The sequence below is a fragment of the Streptomyces sp. NPDC059582 genome (assembly GCF_042735715.1).
Taxonomy (GTDB): Bacteria; Actinomycetota; Actinomycetes; order Streptomycetales; family Streptomycetaceae; genus Streptomyces.
Window position 1 is genome coordinate 139,525 of the sequence record NZ_JBHWCC010000001.1, and the last position, 15,692, is coordinate 155,216.

General features: G+C 70.7%; 17 protein-coding genes. 7 read left to right on the forward strand and 10 right to left on the reverse strand.

The window, feature by feature from the left end:
• The first annotated feature begins 85 nt into the window (after positions 1-85).
• Positions 86-2,599, forward strand: coding sequence for a DEAD/DEAH box helicase (locus ACFV0T_RS00660; RefSeq protein WP_385772882.1), 2,514 nt, complete (start codon positions 86-88; stop codon positions 2,597-2,599).
• Between the two features lie 19 nt (positions 2,600-2,618).
• Positions 2,619-3,485: an acyl-CoA thioesterase gene (locus tag ACFV0T_RS00665; protein ID WP_385772885.1), complete on the forward strand. Its 867-nt coding sequence runs from the start codon at positions 2,619-2,621 to the stop codon at positions 3,483-3,485.
• Between the two features lies 1 nt (position 3,486).
• Here the strand turns inward: ACFV0T_RS00665 and ACFV0T_RS00670 are convergent, their stop codons facing one another.
• Positions 3,487-4,398, reverse strand: a complete 912-nt coding sequence (locus ACFV0T_RS00670) for a DUF6397 family protein (protein ID WP_385772887.1) — start codon at positions 4,396-4,398, stop codon at positions 3,487-3,489.
• Positions 4,399-4,524: 126 nt separating this feature from the next.
• On the reverse strand, positions 4,525-4,938 hold the full coding sequence (locus ACFV0T_RS00675) for a roadblock/LC7 domain-containing protein (protein WP_385772889.1): 414 nt from the start codon (positions 4,936-4,938) through the stop codon (positions 4,525-4,527).
• Between the two features lie 93 nt (positions 4,939-5,031).
• On the opposite strand from ACFV0T_RS00675, the gene ACFV0T_RS00680 reads away from it, so the two are divergent.
• Entirely contained in the window at positions 5,032-5,460 is a 429-nt protein-coding gene (locus tag ACFV0T_RS00680; RefSeq protein ID WP_385772891.1) for a PPOX class F420-dependent oxidoreductase, read from the forward strand.
• 28 nt (positions 5,461-5,488) lie between these two features.
• Here the strand turns inward: ACFV0T_RS00680 and ACFV0T_RS00685 are convergent, their stop codons facing one another.
• From ACFV0T_RS00685 to ACFV0T_RS00705, 5 genes are all read right to left on the reverse strand, one after another.
• A complete protein-coding gene (locus ACFV0T_RS00685) occupies positions 5,489-6,094 on the reverse strand; it encodes an ATP/GTP-binding protein (RefSeq protein WP_385772893.1) in 606 nt (201 codons plus the stop codon).
• A 249-nt stretch (positions 6,095-6,343) separates the two neighbouring features.
• Positions 6,344-6,757: a DUF742 domain-containing protein gene (locus ACFV0T_RS00690; RefSeq protein ID WP_385772894.1), complete on the reverse strand. Its 414-nt coding sequence runs from the start codon at positions 6,755-6,757 to the stop codon at positions 6,344-6,346.
• A 22-nt stretch (positions 6,758-6,779) separates the two neighbouring features.
• On the reverse strand, positions 6,780-7,217 hold the full coding sequence (locus ACFV0T_RS00695; protein WP_385772896.1) for a roadblock/LC7 domain-containing protein: 438 nt from the start codon (positions 7,215-7,217) through the stop codon (positions 6,780-6,782).
• Positions 7,214-9,736, reverse strand: coding sequence for a nitrate- and nitrite sensing domain-containing protein (locus ACFV0T_RS00700; protein WP_385772898.1), 2,523 nt, complete (start codon positions 9,734-9,736; stop codon positions 7,214-7,216). Before ACFV0T_RS00700 ends, ACFV0T_RS00695 begins: the two co-directional genes overlap by 4 nt.
• 44 nt (positions 9,737-9,780) lie before the next feature.
• Entirely contained in the window at positions 9,781-10,554 is a 774-nt protein-coding gene (locus ACFV0T_RS00705) for an MHYT domain-containing protein (RefSeq protein WP_385772900.1), read from the reverse strand.
• 152 nt (positions 10,555-10,706) lie between these two features.
• Here ACFV0T_RS00705 and ACFV0T_RS00710 point away from each other — a divergent pair, with 152 nt between their 5' ends.
• On the forward strand, positions 10,707-11,306 hold the full coding sequence (locus tag ACFV0T_RS00710; RefSeq protein WP_385772902.1) for a class I SAM-dependent methyltransferase: 600 nt from the start codon (positions 10,707-10,709) through the stop codon (positions 11,304-11,306).
• A 5-nt stretch (positions 11,307-11,311) separates the two neighbouring features.
• Here ACFV0T_RS00710 and ACFV0T_RS00715 read toward each other — a convergent pair whose 3' ends face one another.
• Positions 11,312-12,067, reverse strand: coding sequence for an alpha/beta fold hydrolase (locus ACFV0T_RS00715; protein ID WP_385772904.1), 756 nt, complete (start codon positions 12,065-12,067; stop codon positions 11,312-11,314).
• 122 nt (positions 12,068-12,189) lie between these two features.
• On the opposite strand from ACFV0T_RS00715, the gene ACFV0T_RS00720 reads away from it, so the two are divergent.
• Complete coding sequence (locus ACFV0T_RS00720) at positions 12,190-12,714, forward strand: PadR family transcriptional regulator (RefSeq protein WP_385772906.1); 525 nt, start codon at positions 12,190-12,192, stop codon at positions 12,712-12,714.
• Here the strand turns inward: ACFV0T_RS00720 and ACFV0T_RS00725 are convergent.
• Complete coding sequence (locus ACFV0T_RS00725; protein ID WP_385772908.1) at positions 12,700-13,596, reverse strand: oxygenase MpaB family protein; 897 nt, start codon at positions 13,594-13,596, stop codon at positions 12,700-12,702. The two genes, ACFV0T_RS00720 and ACFV0T_RS00725, sit on opposite strands and share 15 nt — an antisense overlap.
• 95 nt (positions 13,597-13,691) lie before the next feature.
• Between ACFV0T_RS00725 and ACFV0T_RS00730 the strand changes: the two genes are divergently transcribed.
• Together ACFV0T_RS00730 and ACFV0T_RS00735 are read left to right on the forward strand one after the other, a co-directional pair.
• Entirely contained in the window at positions 13,692-13,988 is a 297-nt protein-coding gene (locus ACFV0T_RS00730) for a hypothetical protein (RefSeq protein ID WP_385772910.1), read from the forward strand.
• A 156-nt stretch (positions 13,989-14,144) separates the two neighbouring features.
• Positions 14,145-15,140 carry a hypothetical protein gene (locus tag ACFV0T_RS00735; RefSeq protein ID WP_385772912.1) on the forward strand — a complete coding sequence of 332 codons (996 nt, stop codon included), beginning with the start codon at positions 14,145-14,147 and terminating at the stop codon, positions 15,138-15,140.
• 214 nt (positions 15,141-15,354) lie between these two features.
• On the opposite strand, the gene ACFV0T_RS00740 is transcribed toward ACFV0T_RS00735, so the two are convergent.
• Positions 15,355-15,537, reverse strand: coding sequence for a hypothetical protein (locus ACFV0T_RS00740; protein ID WP_385772914.1), 183 nt, complete (start codon positions 15,535-15,537; stop codon positions 15,355-15,357).
• Positions 15,538-15,692 lie beyond the last annotated feature (155 nt).

Sequence of the window (15,692 nt, forward strand, 5' to 3'; positions counted from 1 at the left end):
CCGTCGGCGACACAGCGTAGCGTCCGTGATCTTCGGACTGGCATCCGATTCCCGCATCGGGTCCAAGGCCAGGCAAGATGGGTGCGTGACCCTCATCGATCAGCTGCCGCCGACCCCCGACCCCGACGCTCTCTACGAAGCCTTCGAGTCGTGGGCGCAGGAGCGCGGTCTCACGCTCTACCCCCACCAGGAGGAGGCGCTGATCGAGGTGGTCTCCGGCGCCAACGTGATCGTGTCGACGCCCACCGGCTCCGGCAAGAGCATGATCGCGGCGGGCGCCCACTTCGCGGCGCTCGCCCGGGACGAGGTCACCTTCTACACCGCCCCGATCAAGGCGCTGGTCTCGGAGAAGTTCTTCGAGCTGTGCAAGATCTTCGGCACCGAGAACGTCGGCATGCTCACCGGCGACGCGTCCGTCAACGCCGACGCGCCCGTGATCTGCTGCACCGCCGAGGTGCTCGCGTCGATCGCCCTGCGCGACGGCAAGGAAGCCGACGTCGGCCAGGTCGTCATGGACGAGTTCCACTTCTACGCCGAGGGGGACCGCGGCTGGGCCTGGCAGATCCCGCTGCTCGAACTGCCGCAGGCGCAGTTCGTCCTGATGTCGGCCACACTCGGCGACGTCTCCTTCTTCGAGAAGGACCTCGCCCGCCGCACCGGCCGCCCCACCTCGGTGGTCCGCTCGGCGAACCGCCCCGTGCCGCTGTCCTACGAGTACCGGTTCACCCCGCTCACGGAGACGCTCACCGACCTGCTGGACACCCGGCAGGCTCCCGTCTACATCGTGCACTTCACCCAGGCGCAGGCCGTGGAGCGCGCGCAGGCGCTGATGAGCATCAACATGTGCACGCGGGAGGAGAAGGAGCAGATCGCCGACCTGATCGGCAACTTCCGCTTCACCACCAAGTTCGGCCGCAACCTCTCCCGCTACGTGCGGCACGGCATCGGTGTCCACCACGCGGGCATGCTGCCCAAGTACCGGCGGCTGGTGGAGAAGCTCGCCCAGGCCGGCCTGCTGAAGGTCATCTGTGGCACGGACACGCTGGGCGTCGGCGTCAACGTCCCCATCCGCACGGTGCTGTTCACCGCCCTGACCAAGTACGACGGCACTCGCGTGCGCACCCTGCGCGCCCGTGAGTTCCACCAGATCGCGGGCCGCGCGGGGCGAGCCGGCTTCGACACGGCGGGCTTCGTCGTCGCACAGGCCCCCGAGCACGTCATCGAGAACGAGAAGGCCCTCGCCAAGGCCGGCGACGATGCCAAGAAGCGCCGCAAGGTGGTCCGCAAGAAGGCGCCCGAGGGCTTCGTCGCGTGGAGCGAGAGCACCTTCGACAAGCTCATCATCTCCGACCCGGAGCCGCTGACGTCCCGCTTCCGGGTGACGCACACCATGCTGCTGTCGGTGATCGCCCGACCCGGCAACGCCTTCGAGGCGATGCGCCGGCTGTTGGAGGACAACCACGAGCCGCGCAAGCAGCAGCTCAGGCACATCCGGCGCGCAATCGCCATCTACCGCTCCCTGCTGGACGGCGGCATCGTCGAGAAGCTCGACGAGCCGGACGCCACCGGCCGCATCGTGCGCCTCACGGTCGATCTCCAGCAGGACTTCGCCCTCAACCAGCCGCTCTCCACCTTCGCGCTGGCCGCGTTCGAACTGCTGGACCCGGAGTCGCCGTCCTACGCGCTGGACATGGTGTCGGTGGTCGAGTCGACACTGGACGACCCGCGGCAGATCCTCGCCGCCCAGCAGAACAAGGCGCGCGGTGAGGCCGTCGCCGCGATGAAGGCGGACGGCGTCGAGTACGAGGAGCGCATGGAGCGTCTCCAGGACGTCAGCTACCCGAAGCCGCTGGAAGAGGTGCTCTTCCACGCGTACGACACCTACCGCAAGAGCCACCCGTGGGTGGGCGATCATCCGCTGTCGCCGAAGTCCGTCATCCGCGACATGTACGAACGGGCCATGTCCTTCACGGAGTTGGTCTCCCACTACGAGCTGGCGCGCACCGAGGGCATCGTGCTGCGCTACCTGGCCAGCGCCTACAAGGCCCTTGAGCACACCGTCCCGGACGACCTGAAGTCCGAGGACCTGGAGGACCTGATCGCCTGGCTCGGCGAGATGGTGCGCCAGGTCGACTCCAGCCTGCTGGACGAGTGGGAGCAGTTGGCCAACCCGGAGGTGATGACCGCCGAGGAGGCCCAGGAGAAGGCCGACCAGGTCAAGCCGGTCACCGCCAACGCGCGCGCCTTCCGCGTCCTCGTGCGCAACGCCATGTTCCGCCGCGCCGAGCTGGCCGCTCTCGATCACGTCGAGGAGCTGGGCGAGCTGGACGCCGAGGCCGGCTGGGACGCCGAGGCCTGGGGCGAGGCGATGGACAAGTACTGGGACGAGTACGAGGAGCTCGGCACCGGCCCGAACGCCCGCGGCCCCAAGCTGCTCCTGATCGAGGAGGAGCCGCAGCACGGTCTGTGGCGTGTCCGCCAGATCTTCGACGACCCCAACGGCGATCACGACTGGGGCATCAGCGCCGAGGTGGATCTCGCGGCCTCGGACGACGAAGGCCGCGCCGTCGTCCGCGTCACCGATGTCGGCCAGCTGTGAGCCAAGGAGAATTTCCCGCATGACGAACCCGGCCGAGAGCCTCGTCGACCTGCTCGACCTGGAGCAGATAGAGGTCAACATCTTCCGTGGCCGCAGCCCGCAGGAGTCCCTGCAGCGGGTCTTCGGCGGCCAGGTGGCGGGCCAGGCGCTGGTCGCCGCCGGGCGCACCACGGACGGCGACCGCCCGGTGCACTCCCTGCACGCGTACTTCCTGCGCCCGGGCCGACCGGGCGTGCCGATCGTGTACCAGGTCGAGCGGGTGCGCGACGGGCGGTCGTTCACCACCCGCCGGGTCACCGCCGTACAGCAGGGCCGCACGATCTTCAATCTCACCGCCTCCTTTCACAAGCCTGAGGAAGGTCCTTTCGAGCACCAGCTGCCGCCGGCCCGCAAGGTCCCGGATCCGGAATCCCTGCCGACGATCGTGGAGGAGATCCGGGAGCATCTGGGCGCGCTGCCCGAGCAGTTGGAGCGGATGGCGCGACGCCAGCCCTTCGACATCCGGTACGTGGACCGGATGCGCTGGAACGCCGAGGACATCGACGGCGCCGAACCGCGCAGCGCGGTGTGGATGCGTGCGGTCGGTCCGCTCGGCGACGACCCGCTGGTGCACACGTGCGCGCTGACGTACGCGAGCGACATGACGCTGCTGGACGCGGTGCGCATACCCGTCGAGCCCCTGTGGGGTCCGCGGAACTTCGACATGGCGTCGCTGGACCACGCCATGTGGTTCCACCGCCCGTTCCGCGCGGACGAGTGGTTCCTGTACGACCAGGAGTCGCCGATCGCGACCGGTGGGCGGGGTCTGGCCCGGGGACGGATCTACGACCTGGAGGGACGCCTGCTGGTGTCCGTCGTCCAGGAGGGCCTGTTCCGCTCGCTGTAGGTCATGGCTTTCGGTGGCGCAGCCGACGCAGCAGTCCGCGTGCGCGCTCGGGCCGCTTCGGCGCGTGCGTCGCGTTTCGGGGTGCGCGTGGCGGGGCCGAGCGGACTGCGGGTGCGCCGTTGAGCAGCGCGGGGCGGGGTGCGGGCCGGTGCCGGCGCGCCTCCTCGACGGTCCGGGCGAGGTCGGCCCTCAGCCAGCCGATCTCGTCCGGGTCGGCCGCCGTCGTGATCTTCTCGGCGAGGTGCGCGGAGGGTGAGCCCGGAGCGCCCTGGGCGGGTGGTCCCGGCCGGAACCGGTTGACGTGGGAGCGTTCGTAGGGATCCGTGACGATCTCCGCGAGGTGGCCGGGATCGAGCAGGGCGGCCAGGGCTCCGGCCCGCTCCCAGGGGTCGTCGGCGTGCCGCAGCAGGAATCCCAGGTGCCGTCCCCGCCAGTTCCGGGGCCGTAGGTCGACGCCCGCGTCGAGTTGGCCCCGCAGCCCCTCGGGGATCCGTCCGCTCAGCAGCCGGGCGTGTTCCGCGCCGGCGGCGAACTGTCGTACTTCGTCCGCGAGATACAGCCAGACCACCGCGCGGTAGCGGTTCAGGTAGAACTTCACCGGGGTCACCAGACCCAGGCGGGCCAGCCGGGTGAAGCGGGCCGTCGTCACCTCCATGAGGGCCGCTCCCTCCTTGGTCCCCACCACCTTGACGCTGTCGCGGAGCCCCTCGGGAAAGCCCTCGGCCGCACGCAGCCGCTCGATCTCGGCGTGCGCGACGCGACGCGCTCCCCCGCCTCCTTCGTCAGGAACGGTCCGGACGCGTCCGAGGTGGACGGCGAGCTCGAACTCGGCACGCTTGAGGCCCAGTTCCCGGGCGGCGCGACTCGGTGCGCAGGAGAGGGCGGGCGGCTGCGTGATGGTGTGGCCGGGCATGGTCGATCTCCCCCGTGGAGTCGGTGGCTCACGCCGTGTGCGCTCGCCGTGAAAAAACCGTAGCCGCAACGGCGCATCTCGTGGCAAGCCTGTGGATAACTCCACGGGGGATGAGCAAATTGCAGGTCAGAGGTCTGCGGCGGAGGTTCGCTCGGGCTGTCGCGCGTCCACGCCGAGGTGCTCGCCGACCCGGTTGACGAGCAGCGTCATCTCGTAGGCGATCTGGCCTATGTCGGCCTCCGCGCCACTGAGCACGCTCAGGCAGCTGCCGGAGCCCGCCGCGGTGACGAACAGGACGGCGTCGTCGAACTCGACCATCGTCTGACGCACCCTGCCCGCGCCGAAGTGCCGTCCCGAGCCCTTGGCGAGGCTGTGCAGTCCGGACGAGACGGCGGCGAGGTGCTCCGCGTCCTCCCGCCGTAGTCCCGTACTCGCCCCCGTGACCAGGCCGTCGTTGGACAACACCAGCGCGTGCCGTACATGTTCGACACGTTCGGTCAGGTCGTCCAGCAGCCAGCCGAGTCCCTGGTTCTGCGCCATGATCCGGTCTCCCCGTACGATGTCTCCCCCTGGCCGGAGGATCTCTCCGCCAGCCTTCCCCACCGTCGGGCGCCGGGCAAGGAGGATGGGGACATGGCACAGAAGATGACCGATGAAGAGTGGCGGGCGTTCATCCTGCACGGGACCCGCACCGGCAAGCTGTCGACCGTCAGGGCCGACGGGAGCCCCCACGTGGCACCGATCTGGTTCCTGCTGGACGGGGACGATCTCGTGTTCAACACCGGCAAGGGGACCGTGAAGGGGCGCAATCTGGCCAGGGACGGCCGGGTCGCGCTGTGTGTGGACGACGACCGGCCGCCGTTCGACTTCGTGGTGCTCCAGGGGCGGGCCGGGCTGTCGGAGGACCTGGACGAGGTGCGGCACTGGGCCACGCGCATCGCCGCCCGGTACATGGGCGAGGAGCGGGCCGAGGAGTTCGGCGCCCGCAACGGCGTCCCGGGTGAACTCCTCGTACGCGTCTCGATCGAGAAGGTCCTGGCGGAGAGGTCCGTCGCCCACTGACGGCGTCCTCCCCGCCGCGGCCGGTGCGTCATCCCACGGAGTCGAGCAGCCGGGCGGTGTGCATCCGCCCGGCGTATTCGACGAGCCGGATCAGCACCTCTTTCCCCGAGTCGCGGTCGCGGGCGTCGCAGAGCACGACGGGTGTTCCGCGGTCGAGGTCGAGGGCCCGCGAGACCTCCGCGGCGCCGTAGGACCGGGCGCCGGAGAAGCAGTTGACGGCCACCACGAACGGGATGTGGCGGTGCTCGAAGTAGTCCACCGCGGGAAAACAGTCCTCCAGCCGCCGGGTGTCCGCGAGGACGACGGCCCCCAGGGCGCCCTGCGACAGCTCGTCCCACAGGAACCAGAAGCGGTCCTGGCCGGGTGTGCCGAACAGGTAGAGGGAGAGGCCGGAGCGGATGGTGATGCGGCCGAAGTCCATGGCGACGGTCGTCGTGACCTTCTGGTCCACCCCGTCGGTGTCGTCCACCGACTGGCCGGCTTCACTGAGCAGTTCCTCGGTACGCAGCGGCCTGATCTCGCTGACGGCACCCACCAGGGTGGTCTTGCCCACGCCGAAACCGCCGGCGACCAATATCTTCAACGCCAGGGCGGTGGTGTCGTCGTCCATGGCATCGGAGTGCTCGGAGACCATCGATCACTTCTCTCGGGAGTGCCGGCAACGGTCGACGTCCGTAGGTGTGTGCCGCGCGCGGGCGGACGGTCCGCACGAGGCTGCTGGGCGAGTGCGCGAAGCCAGCATCATGACAACCACACTCTCCTTCTGGGTGGTTCGACCGCTTTCTGACCGATCCGGCCGACTCGCGGCCGATCGGTGCTCACAAGGCGGCGGAAGCCGACGCTCTACATGTCCGTACAGGTCCGTATGGTTCTGAATGTTCATCTACAGGGCCCGCAGCCCCTCGATCACCTCGCGCAGAATCCGTTCGTCGGGCAGCTGCGCGGGAGGCACCGGGCGGCTGACGGTGACGCAGCCGAGTTCCAGCAGGTCACCGAGGAGCACCCGGACCACGCCCACGGGAAGGTCGGCGTCCGCGGCGAGTTCGGCGACGGACTGTGTCTCGGTGCGGCACAGGTCGACAAGGGCGCGGTGTTCCGGGCCGAGAGCGATGTCGTCGTCGACCCCGGGCGCCCCCGGGTCCAGGGTGACGAGCGCGATCAGGTCGAAACGCACCCCGGTGGGGCCGGGCCTGGTCCGGCCGCCCGTCATGGCATAGGGGCGCACGAGGGGCCCGGCCTCGTTGTCGTACCACTGGCTGCCCTGCTCGCGCGGGGCGTTCGGCCTGCCTTCGGTCATGTCCGCGGATCGCTCTCTCGTGTCAGCCGGCGACCGGCGGCTGGGCGGACAGGCGCGGTGCGCTGTGCAGATGTTCGCCGACGCGCTTGACCAGGCGTGCCATCTCGTACGCCACCAGACCGATGTCGGCGGTCACGGCGGTCAGCACGGCGAGGCAGGAGCCGTCGCCCGCGGCGGCCACGAACAGGAAGCCGTCGTCCATCTCCACCATCGTCTGGCGCACACCGCCGGCGCCGAAGTGCCTGCCCGCTCCCTTGGCCAGGCTGTGGAAGCCGGAGGCGACCGCGGCGAGGTGTTCGGCGTCCTCCCGGCGGAGGTCGGTCGAGGCACCCACGGCGAGTCCGTCGTTGGAGAGCACCACGGCGTGCCGGACCTCACTGACGCGCATCACCAAGTCGTCGAGTAGCCAGTCGAGTTCGCCGGAACGTTGGGCTGCCCTCATGCTCGGGTCCTGGATCATGCGGGATCTCCTTCGCGTCTGTCGCTGCCCGGTGCGGATCCTGGGGTGGCACCACGGCCGGGTTGCCTGCCGCCGCCGCGTGTCCAGCCTGCGCGGTAGGCAGCCATGCGGTCGCGTACGAGTTCTGGGGTGCGCTGGTCGTCGCCGCGCGGGTCGGCCGGTCCCGCCGTCTCCTCGGCAGCCCGCTCCCGCAACTGGGGGGCGAGGCTGGCCTGCCGTACGCGGCGCGGGAGGTCCTCGGAACCCTCGGCGTCGTCCGAGGGGCGGTGCAGGCGCAAGGCGGTGACTCCGGGGGGTGGGTCTTCGGTCCGGCCGTCCGTCGGGACCGGTACCGGGGCGACCAGCGCGGGTCGGTCGGCGGACGGGGGGACGGCTTCCTGATGTGCGGCGGTGCCCGCCACGCGCGCGTACTCGCGTTCCGTGGGGCGTCGGGCTTCCACGGACTCGGGGCGGGAACGTTCCGCCGGGGCGCTGTGCAGCAGGGGGGTGGGCAGCAGGACGACCGCGGTGGTGCCGCCGTAGGGCGAGGTCTGGAGGTGCACCTTGATGTCGTGGCGGGCCGCGAGCCTGCTGACCACGAAGAGGCCGAGCCGGTCGCTGTCGAACAGGTCGAGGGCCTCGGACTGAGCGATGCGCCGGTTGGCCTCGGCGAGGGTTTCCTTGCCCATGCCCAGTCCGCGGTCCTCGACCTCGATCGCGTAGCCGTTGCCGACGGGCTCGCCGCTGATGCGCACGCGCGTGTGCGGCGGCGAGAACTGGGCGGCGTTCTCGACGATCTCGGCGAGCAGGTGGGTGACGTCGGCGACTGCGGTGCCGGTGACGGACGCCTCGGGGAGTTGTCGTACCTCCACGCGCGCGTAGTCCTCTACTTCGGAGACGGCCGCGCGGACCACGTTCGTCAAGGAGACCGGCATGCGCCAGGCCCGGCCCGGAGCCGCGCCGGAGAGGATGATCAGGCTTTCCGCGTGGCGCCTCATGCGGGTGGTGAGATGGTCGAGCCGGAAGAGGTCGCTGAGTTCGTTGGGGTCGTCGGACCTGCGTTCCATGCTGTCGAGGAGACTCAGCTGACGGTGGACGAGGATCTGGCTGCGCCGCGCGAGGTTGACGAACACGCCGGAGATGCCGCTCGCCAGTTCGGCGCGTTCCACGGCGGCCAGCAGCGCGGCCCGGTGGACGGTGCTGAGAGCCTCGGCGACCTGTCCGGTCTCGTCCTCCGCGCGCGGTCCGGGCGGGGCCTCCTCCCGGACGTCGACCTCCTCGCCCGCGCGCAGTCTCCGCATGGCTTCGGGAAGTTTGCGCCGGGCGATCTCCAGGGCGCTGTTGCGCAGGCCGACCAGTTCGACGACGAGGCCACGCCCGATGCGCACCGAGATGATGAGTGACGCGGCGACGGCGACGAGTCCGAGCAGCACCCCGGCGCCGGCCGAGGTGAGCAGTCCGCGGGTGAACGGGTCGGCCCGGTCGGCGACACCGCGTCCGGCATCCTGCTCGATCATCCGCATGCCGCCCTGCACGCGTGTGTGGGCCTTGTCCCACGTGTCCTGTGGCGCCGCGCCGATCGCTCGTGCACCCGGGCCGCCCGCGAGGATCCGGTCCTCGACGGCGCCCAGGGTGGTGTAGGCGCTGCTGTCGGCGAGGTTCTGCCAGGCGGCGCGCTCGGAGCCGCGCAGGTCCACGACGGCGGACTCGGTGAGAGCACGGCGGGTGTCGACGGCCCCGGTGAACAACCTGAGCCGCTCTCCGTCGAGCGTGCCGACGAGGCGCGCGCTGGCGAGCACCGCGTCCTCCTGGGCGAGTGCCTCTCCCGCGCGGGCGAACTCGAGCAGTACGCGCGCGTCGGAGCCCAGGTCGGCGTCCTGGATGCCGGTCAGTGCGCCGTCCACCCGGAAGGCGGCCGTGATGCTGTTCGTGTAGCGCCCGTACGCCTCGTCCCATCCGGCGCGGCCGCCGAGCACGTCGGCCCGCAACGAGCGCAGGTCCTCCACGCCCATGACGAACGCTTCGAGTCGTCGGGCGACTCCGGCGGGCAGATCCTGACTGTCGGCGACGGTGTTGCGGTCACCGAGCCGCAGTTTCGCGACGGCCCGGTCCGTGAGTCGGGCCATGTCCCGGTAGTCGTCGCCCGACGCCGACGCCGGGTCGGTCGTGTAGCGCACGGCGACGGTACGTTCGGCCTGGAGTGCGGCGACCGCGGCCCCCACGGGAGCTCGGACCTCGGAGTCGACGCGCTGCAACTGACTCAGCCTGGAGACGTCCTGAGCGGTGCTCACGGTGGCGGAGGCCCAGAGCGCCAGCAGCGACACGACCGGCACCATCAGCAGACAGACGATCTTGGCACGGACGGTACGCGGACGTATCCGCCAGCCATCTCCGCGCGCGTGCGCACTGTCCGTCGGCGCGGCCGCGGACTCCTCTAGACCTTCTTCGGCTGGTGGTCCGGCGTGCGCGCGTCGACCGCGGGCGGCGGACGGGGACGGCGTCTCGGCGCCGGCTGCGGCGGTCCTACGGGGTGTACGCATGGCCTCCTCGCTCGGAAGTGGTTCGTGGCGGTCGGGGACCGCGGCTAAGAGGCGACGCTCTCGACCGACTGCTGGGCCGAGACGGATGCCTCGCGTTCCCCTGTCGTCGGCGACAGCGCGACGAACGCCGAGGTCAGGAAGAGGTAGGACCCGAGGCCCACGGCGAGGGGGAAGATGAACTGCATCGCCGTGGTCCCGGGCAGTACCGCGCCGGAGGGCGTGACGTGCACACTCACCGCGAACATTCCGGTGTAGTGCATGCTGCTGACCGCGGCACCCATGATGAGGGAGGCGGCGGTGACCGCGGCCGGCGACTTGATGTTGAGCGCCGCCCACAGGGCCGCGGTCGCCGCGACGACGGCGATCAGGACGGAGAGCCCGACGAGCACCGGGTCGTAGGTGACGTCGCCGTGCAGGCGCATCGCCGCCATGCCGAGGTAGTGCATGCTCGCGACCCCCAGCCCGGTGGTGAGTCCGCCGAGAAGAAGCGCACGCGTGCGGTCCCGGCTGTAGCCGACGGCGAAGACACCGGCGGAGACGACCGTCATGGCGACGACGAGGCTCAGGACGGTGAGCGGCACGTCGTAGCGGATGTCGGTGCCGCTGACGCCGAAGCCGAGCATCGCCACGAAATGCATGGTCCAGATGCCGGTCCCGATCGACGAGGCGGCCGTGAGAAGCCAGTTGCGACGTGAGCGCCCGGCGGCGCCGAGGGCGCGGACGGTGCAGCGCAGCCCCAGCGCGGCGCCGATGCAGGCCATCGCGTACGACAGCGCGGGGGTCAGCCAGCCGAAGGTGGCGTGGTCCAAGTGTCCCATGGCCAGTGGACGCTAGTAGGGGCACGGGTGCACAAAGGGGGCGCATTTCGAAAGCTACTGGAATATGACGCATAAATGCAGCTGCACGATCGCGCAACGCTCGAACATGTGCACCGAGACGTCATCCATGTCAGTGAGGGATCATGCGGAACATGAGCGACGACCACACACGCGTCCAGGAGTTCTTCACCGCCCGGGCCGCCGACTGGGACACCCGGTTCCCCGACGACGGCCCCGCGTACGCGGCCGCGGTCGCCGCCCTCGGGCTGAGGGAAGGGGACCGCGTCCTCGACGCGGGCTGCGGCACCGGGCGGGCCCTGCCGCCGCTACGAGCGGCCGTGGGCAGCTCCGGAGTGGTCGCCGGGGCCGACCTGACGCCGGCCATGCTGCAGGCGGCGGTGCGGGCCGGACGGAGCCGCGCCGGGCGACTGCTGCTCGCCGACGTCGCCGCGCTGCCCCTCCGCTCCCGGTCGGTGGACGCCGTCTTCGCGGCGGGTCTCGTCGCCCATCTGCCTCATCCGGCCCAGAACCTGGGCGAGTTGGCGCGCGTGGTGCGCCTGGGCGGCACGCTGGCGCTTTTCCATCCGATCGGCAGGAGAGCACTGGCCGCGCGCCAGGGCCGCCGGATCACGCCGGACGACCTGCGCGCGGAGGGCAACCTCCGTCCACTGCTGGCCGGTTCCGGGTGGCGCATGACGTCGTACGTCGACGAGGACACGCGATTCCTGGCCCTCGCGGTCCGGGAGGGCTGAGCGCCTCAGCTCCGGCCGGCGACCGCCGCCACGAAGGCGTCGGCGTTGTCGAACATGACGTTGTGGCCGGCCCCGGGCACGGTCACCACCCGTACCCCCGCGGCCTCCAGGGTTTCCCTGCCCGCGAGTTCACCGCTCTGCTCGCCCTGGAGATACACGCGCTCGATCGCCAGCCCTTCGAGAATGGTGCGCATGACAGGCCGAGAGCCGTTCCTGAGCCCGACGGCGGTGCGGTACAGGGCGCGTGGATCGGCCAGCCGCATGGTCGCCGCCCACAGCGGCCCGACCTTCTCCAGCACGCGCGCGTAGCCACCGTCGACGAAAGCGTCCTCCTCGTAGGAGGCGATACCGCTGCTGCCCGCCGTGGGCGGCGGGAAGGGGTCGAGGTTGGCCTCGGTGAGCACCAGACGGGACACGAGCTCGGGACGGCGAGCGGCGAGCACGATGGCGACGGAGCCGCCCATACTGTGCGCGACGAGCTCGGCACCGGTCACGCCCGCCGCGTCCAACGCCACCGCCAGGGCGTCGGCGTGGTCGTCGAGCGTGTAACCGAATTCCGCGGGCCGGTCGCTGGTCCCGTGCCCCGGAAGGTCGACGAAGAGACTCCGCCGGCCCGCGAGTTCGGGCCGGGCCGCCACGTGCGCGTGGTACACGGCCGAGGCGGCGCCCAGGCCGTGCACGTACACCCTCGCGGGCTCCGCTCCCGGCGTCTCCGTCCAGCGGACACAGCTCCCCTTGCCGTCGAACTCAGCCTGCTTCATCACGTCTCCCTCGTCATCGGCTCCATGTCCGCCCTCGACGAGACAATACATCGGTGTCGATGTATAGGGAAGACGAGGTATCCCTTTGGCGATGTACAGCGCGAGTGCGCGAGAATGCAGGCATGCTGGAGCTCTCGATCCTCGGATTCCTGTACGACGCCCCGCTGCACGGCTATGAGTTGCGCAAACGCATCACCGCCCTCACAGGACATGTGCGGCCGGTGGCCGAGAGCACGCTCTATCCCGCGATCAAGCGCATGGAGAAGGCAGGCCTGCTGGCCCGTGCGACGGAGCCGGGCGCCGTGGCAGCCCCGCGGCACGTTCTGACACTCACCGACGAAGGCAGGCGTGAACTGCGCCGCCGGCTCGCCGAACCCGACCAGCGCGACGTCACCGACGAGAACCGCTGGTTCACGGTGCTCGCTTTTCTACGGCATCTGGACGACCCCGACGCCCAGTCGGCCGTACTGCGGCGCCGACTGGCCTTCCTGGAGGAGCCGGCGAGCTTCTTCTACGCCGGTGACCGTCCCGTGAGCGCCGAGGAGTTGGACGACCCCTTCAGGCGCGGCATCCTGACCATCGCGCGCGCGACCTCCCGGGCCGAACTCACCTGGCTGCGGGACACGCTGGAGTCACTGGGAGGTTGACCCGCCCGCGTGCCGTACGGGGCAACCGCGCACGCCGGGCAGCGGACGGGTGCCGAGATCGTCCAGCCGGTAGCCGTCCGGATAACCCTTGATCTCCCAGTTCTGACGCGCGTGGTGCGGGACGCGTCTCGGCGGCAGCAGACGGACCGCGCGCCCCCGCATACGTACCGCCCGGCGCACGACCGCGCGCGTGACGTCGCCCGGCGGGGTGTACCGGAAGGCCCGCAGGAGTGGTTCGTCGAGCAGGGCCAGCGTCGAGGTGCGCAGGAGGGGCGTAAGAGGGCGCGGGTACCAGGAGGCCATCAGGGCGAGCGTGGCGTCCGCGACCCGTCGAGCCTCCTCGTCCCAGCGGAAGTGGGCGTTTTCGTACGCGTCGAGGCAGGCCTCGAACTCCTCGTAGGTCTCGGGGATGTCCGTGATCCCCATGCGCTGTCCCAGCGTGCGGTAGTGGACGACCGAGGCGACGATCTCGTGACGGGACATCCGGCGCCAGGCGTAGGCGTCGATCCACCTTCTGGGCATCACGACGAACGTGCACAGGACATAGCGCATGTCGTCGTCGCTGATGTCGTAGCTGCGGTGCATCTGGTTGACGCGGCGGACCGCGGTGCGACCCTCCGCGCTGTCGAAGCCGTGCTCCACGACGGCGTCGAGAAGCAGCACCGTGTCGTCATAGCGCTTCTGCGGACGGTCCGTGAGCTCCGCCGTCTCGGCGAGCAGCCGGCCGATGCTGGGTACGGCGTAGGTGCGGTACAGAGCGAGTTCGAGGGCCCGGGTGAAGTCCCAGGGGAACTCGTACGCCGAGCTCAGGCGATGGATCTCGAGCGAGTCCCGGTACGGGTCCAACCGCCGGATCTGTGCGAGCCGTTCATAGCGCTTCACCGAACCGTCCCCTTCTGCCACCGACGCTTCAACTCTACGTTGAGAGGCGGGGACGACGCATCGGCGATCAACCACACAGGGGGAAGGTGGTCAGTATGTTCGACAGGGTCCGCAAGGCGTGCGCCGGAGTCTTCGGCTCGGTGCGGCCGGAGGCGAGGACCGCGCCGAAGCGGCGCGCGCACAACTTGTTCGAGGCGGCCGCCGCATACGTCTCGGCCTGCGCGGAGGACGACGAGGAGCGGATCGACGAGGCGGCGGGCTGGGTGTCGCCGGAAGCACTGTCGTTCGGCGTGAGCGAGCTGGCGTGCCGTGCCGTCATCGCCCTCGCCCGGGAACGCGACGAGTCGCCGAGAACGGTGGCGCGAGAGCTCCTCGGGCTCCCGGCGGCCTGAGACCTCCTCCGGTCACGGGTGGCCGAGCGGTCAAGGGTGGCCGATTCGTCCCGTCCAGGCGGAAAACTGCAGCTCGCATGCGCCTGGGAGTCGTGACAAGCGGCTCCCAGGCGCACTAGGGTGCGCGCCGATGGACGAACCTATGGGGAGGCTGGGATGGCCGGGACGGACGAGGACACCGTCGCCGCCGCGGACGACGCGCTCTATGTGCTCACGGCGCTGCTGCTGACGCCGGCGAAATTTCCGAGCGTACTGGGCGACGACTACCCGGAGGCCTGTGCGGCGCTCGGCCTCGCACCTCTCGCCGACGGCTACGGCCTGGTGCTGGGGCAGGACGGCGACGGGGCGCGGTGGACGGTCGCCATCGACGACGTGTCGCTGGTCGCCGTCGCCATCGCGTCGTGGGACTGCGGTCTGGAGTACGACCTGTCCCCCGAGGAGCGGACGGTCGTGGCCGCCCTGCCGGGCTGGCCTCTGGCGGTCGCGGTCGCGGCGCCCGGCGTACCGGCGCCGCATGATCCGAACCCCGAGGCCGGGGAGGGTCCGCCGCTGTGTCCGCCGGACACGACCGTCTGGGGACCGGCCCAGCGGCGGCTGGGCGCGGACGAGATCGCGCTCCAGTGGGCACTGTGGCGGGAACAGCTCGACGACGACGCCTTCAAGAGCCCACAGAGCGACGCCGATGGCGCTGCGGGCGCCGACGGCGGGTCCGGGGCAGCCGAGGACGGCAGCGACGACTCCGGGGCGAAGGAGGGCGCCGACGGCGATTCCGGAGCAGCCGAGAGCTCCGGTGACGGCTCGGGAGCAGCCGAGGGCACCGGTGACGGTTCCAGGGCGCTCAAGGGCGCTGAAGGGGCTACGCCGGACGATTCCAAGGGGCCTCGTCACCAAGGGATCCGGCGCGTGCTCGCTGAGGCTCGGGCGTACGTCGAGTCTCCGCCGCCGCTGGGCCGCGTACGGTCGTCCTTCGCGTCGGGGGACGCACGGACCCTGCGCGCCGACGGTCCCGGCTGGTCGCTGGTGGCGCGGACCGACGACATCGCGTTCGTGCTGCTCGACGAGGAGCCGGGCGAGGTTCTGCCGGTGGGACGCGGGCCGGAGCTGCCAGGTCTGCTGGCGGCCCTCGACAAGATGGCGGTGCGCCCGAACTGAGCGGGCTCGGCCGCGTCGCTCGGGTCGACTGGGCGACTCCGGTTCGACCTCTTCGGTGCAACCGCTTCCGGCGGCGGCATCTCATGCCACCGTCGCGACCGCTCCTTCCCGGCGGGTTGCCGCCGCGCGCGGGATGGCCGACGCACTGATGGTGCGCCGGTCCACCGTCCGCGGACCGCGCCCTCGGCGGGCCCGCGGGCGGCAGACGAGCCTCTCAGCGCCCCAGTTCCTTGCGCGAGACCCGACGCAGCCTGCGCCGCTGTGAGGGGTCGAGCGCGAGATACGCGGCCGTGGGGACTCCCAGGACTATCAGGAGCGCGGCCCACCAGGGCAGCCAGATCAGCAGGATGAGTCCGGCCGCCACCCCTCCCGCGGCGATCTTCGCCTTCTTCGACATGTGCGTCGCCTCCTTCGCGGCCACTGCCGCTCTCTGCTCTGAAAACGGGCCCGCGCTCCCCGCGGTTCCGCACCACGCCCCTGAGACGTCCCTGAGTCCCGACCCTTACCCACCCCTGAGAGGTCCTTACGCGTGCCTGAGAAGGCCGAGCCGAG

Excerpts from the sequence above, each read along its gene's own strand:
- ACFV0T_RS00710 (WP_385772902.1), top strand. The coding sequence starts at position 10,707 with ATGAGCGACGACCACACACGCGTCCAGGAGTTCTTCACCGCCCGGGCC.
- ACFV0T_RS00690 (WP_385772894.1), bottom strand. The coding sequence starts at position 6,757 with ATGACCGAAGGCAGGCCGAACGCCCCGCGCGAGCAGGGCAGCCAGTGG.
- ACFV0T_RS00695 (WP_385772896.1), bottom strand. The coding sequence starts at position 7,217 with ATGATCCAGGACCCGAGCATGAGGGCAGCCCAACGTTCCGGCGAACTC.
- ACFV0T_RS00685 (WP_385772893.1), bottom strand. The coding sequence starts at position 6,094 with ATGGTCTCCGAGCACTCCGATGCCATGGACGACGACACCACCGCCCTG.
- ACFV0T_RS00705 (WP_385772900.1), bottom strand. The coding sequence starts at position 10,554 with ATGGGACACTTGGACCACGCCACCTTCGGCTGGCTGACCCCCGCGCTG.
- ACFV0T_RS00720 (WP_385772906.1), top strand. The coding sequence starts at position 12,190 with ATGCTGGAGCTCTCGATCCTCGGATTCCTGTACGACGCCCCGCTGCAC.
- ACFV0T_RS00735 (WP_385772912.1), top strand. The coding sequence starts at position 14,145 with ATGGCCGGGACGGACGAGGACACCGTCGCCGCCGCGGACGACGCGCTC.
- ACFV0T_RS00740 (WP_385772914.1), bottom strand. The coding sequence starts at position 15,537 with ATGTCGAAGAAGGCGAAGATCGCCGCGGGAGGGGTGGCGGCCGGACTC.
- ACFV0T_RS00675 (WP_385772889.1), bottom strand. The coding sequence starts at position 4,938 with ATGGCGCAGAACCAGGGACTCGGCTGGCTGCTGGACGACCTGACCGAA.
- ACFV0T_RS00730 (WP_385772910.1), top strand. The coding sequence starts at position 13,692 with ATGTTCGACAGGGTCCGCAAGGCGTGCGCCGGAGTCTTCGGCTCGGTG.
- ACFV0T_RS00670 (WP_385772887.1), bottom strand. The coding sequence starts at position 4,398 with ATGCCCGGCCACACCATCACGCAGCCGCCCGCCCTCTCCTGCGCACCG.
- ACFV0T_RS00665 (WP_385772885.1), top strand. The coding sequence starts at position 2,619 with ATGACGAACCCGGCCGAGAGCCTCGTCGACCTGCTCGACCTGGAGCAG.
- ACFV0T_RS00700 (WP_385772898.1), bottom strand. The coding sequence starts at position 9,736 with ATGCGTACACCCCGTAGGACCGCCGCAGCCGGCGCCGAGACGCCGTCC.
- ACFV0T_RS00715 (WP_385772904.1), bottom strand. The coding sequence starts at position 12,067 with ATGAAGCAGGCTGAGTTCGACGGCAAGGGGAGCTGTGTCCGCTGGACG.
- ACFV0T_RS00680 (WP_385772891.1), top strand. The coding sequence starts at position 5,032 with ATGGCACAGAAGATGACCGATGAAGAGTGGCGGGCGTTCATCCTGCAC.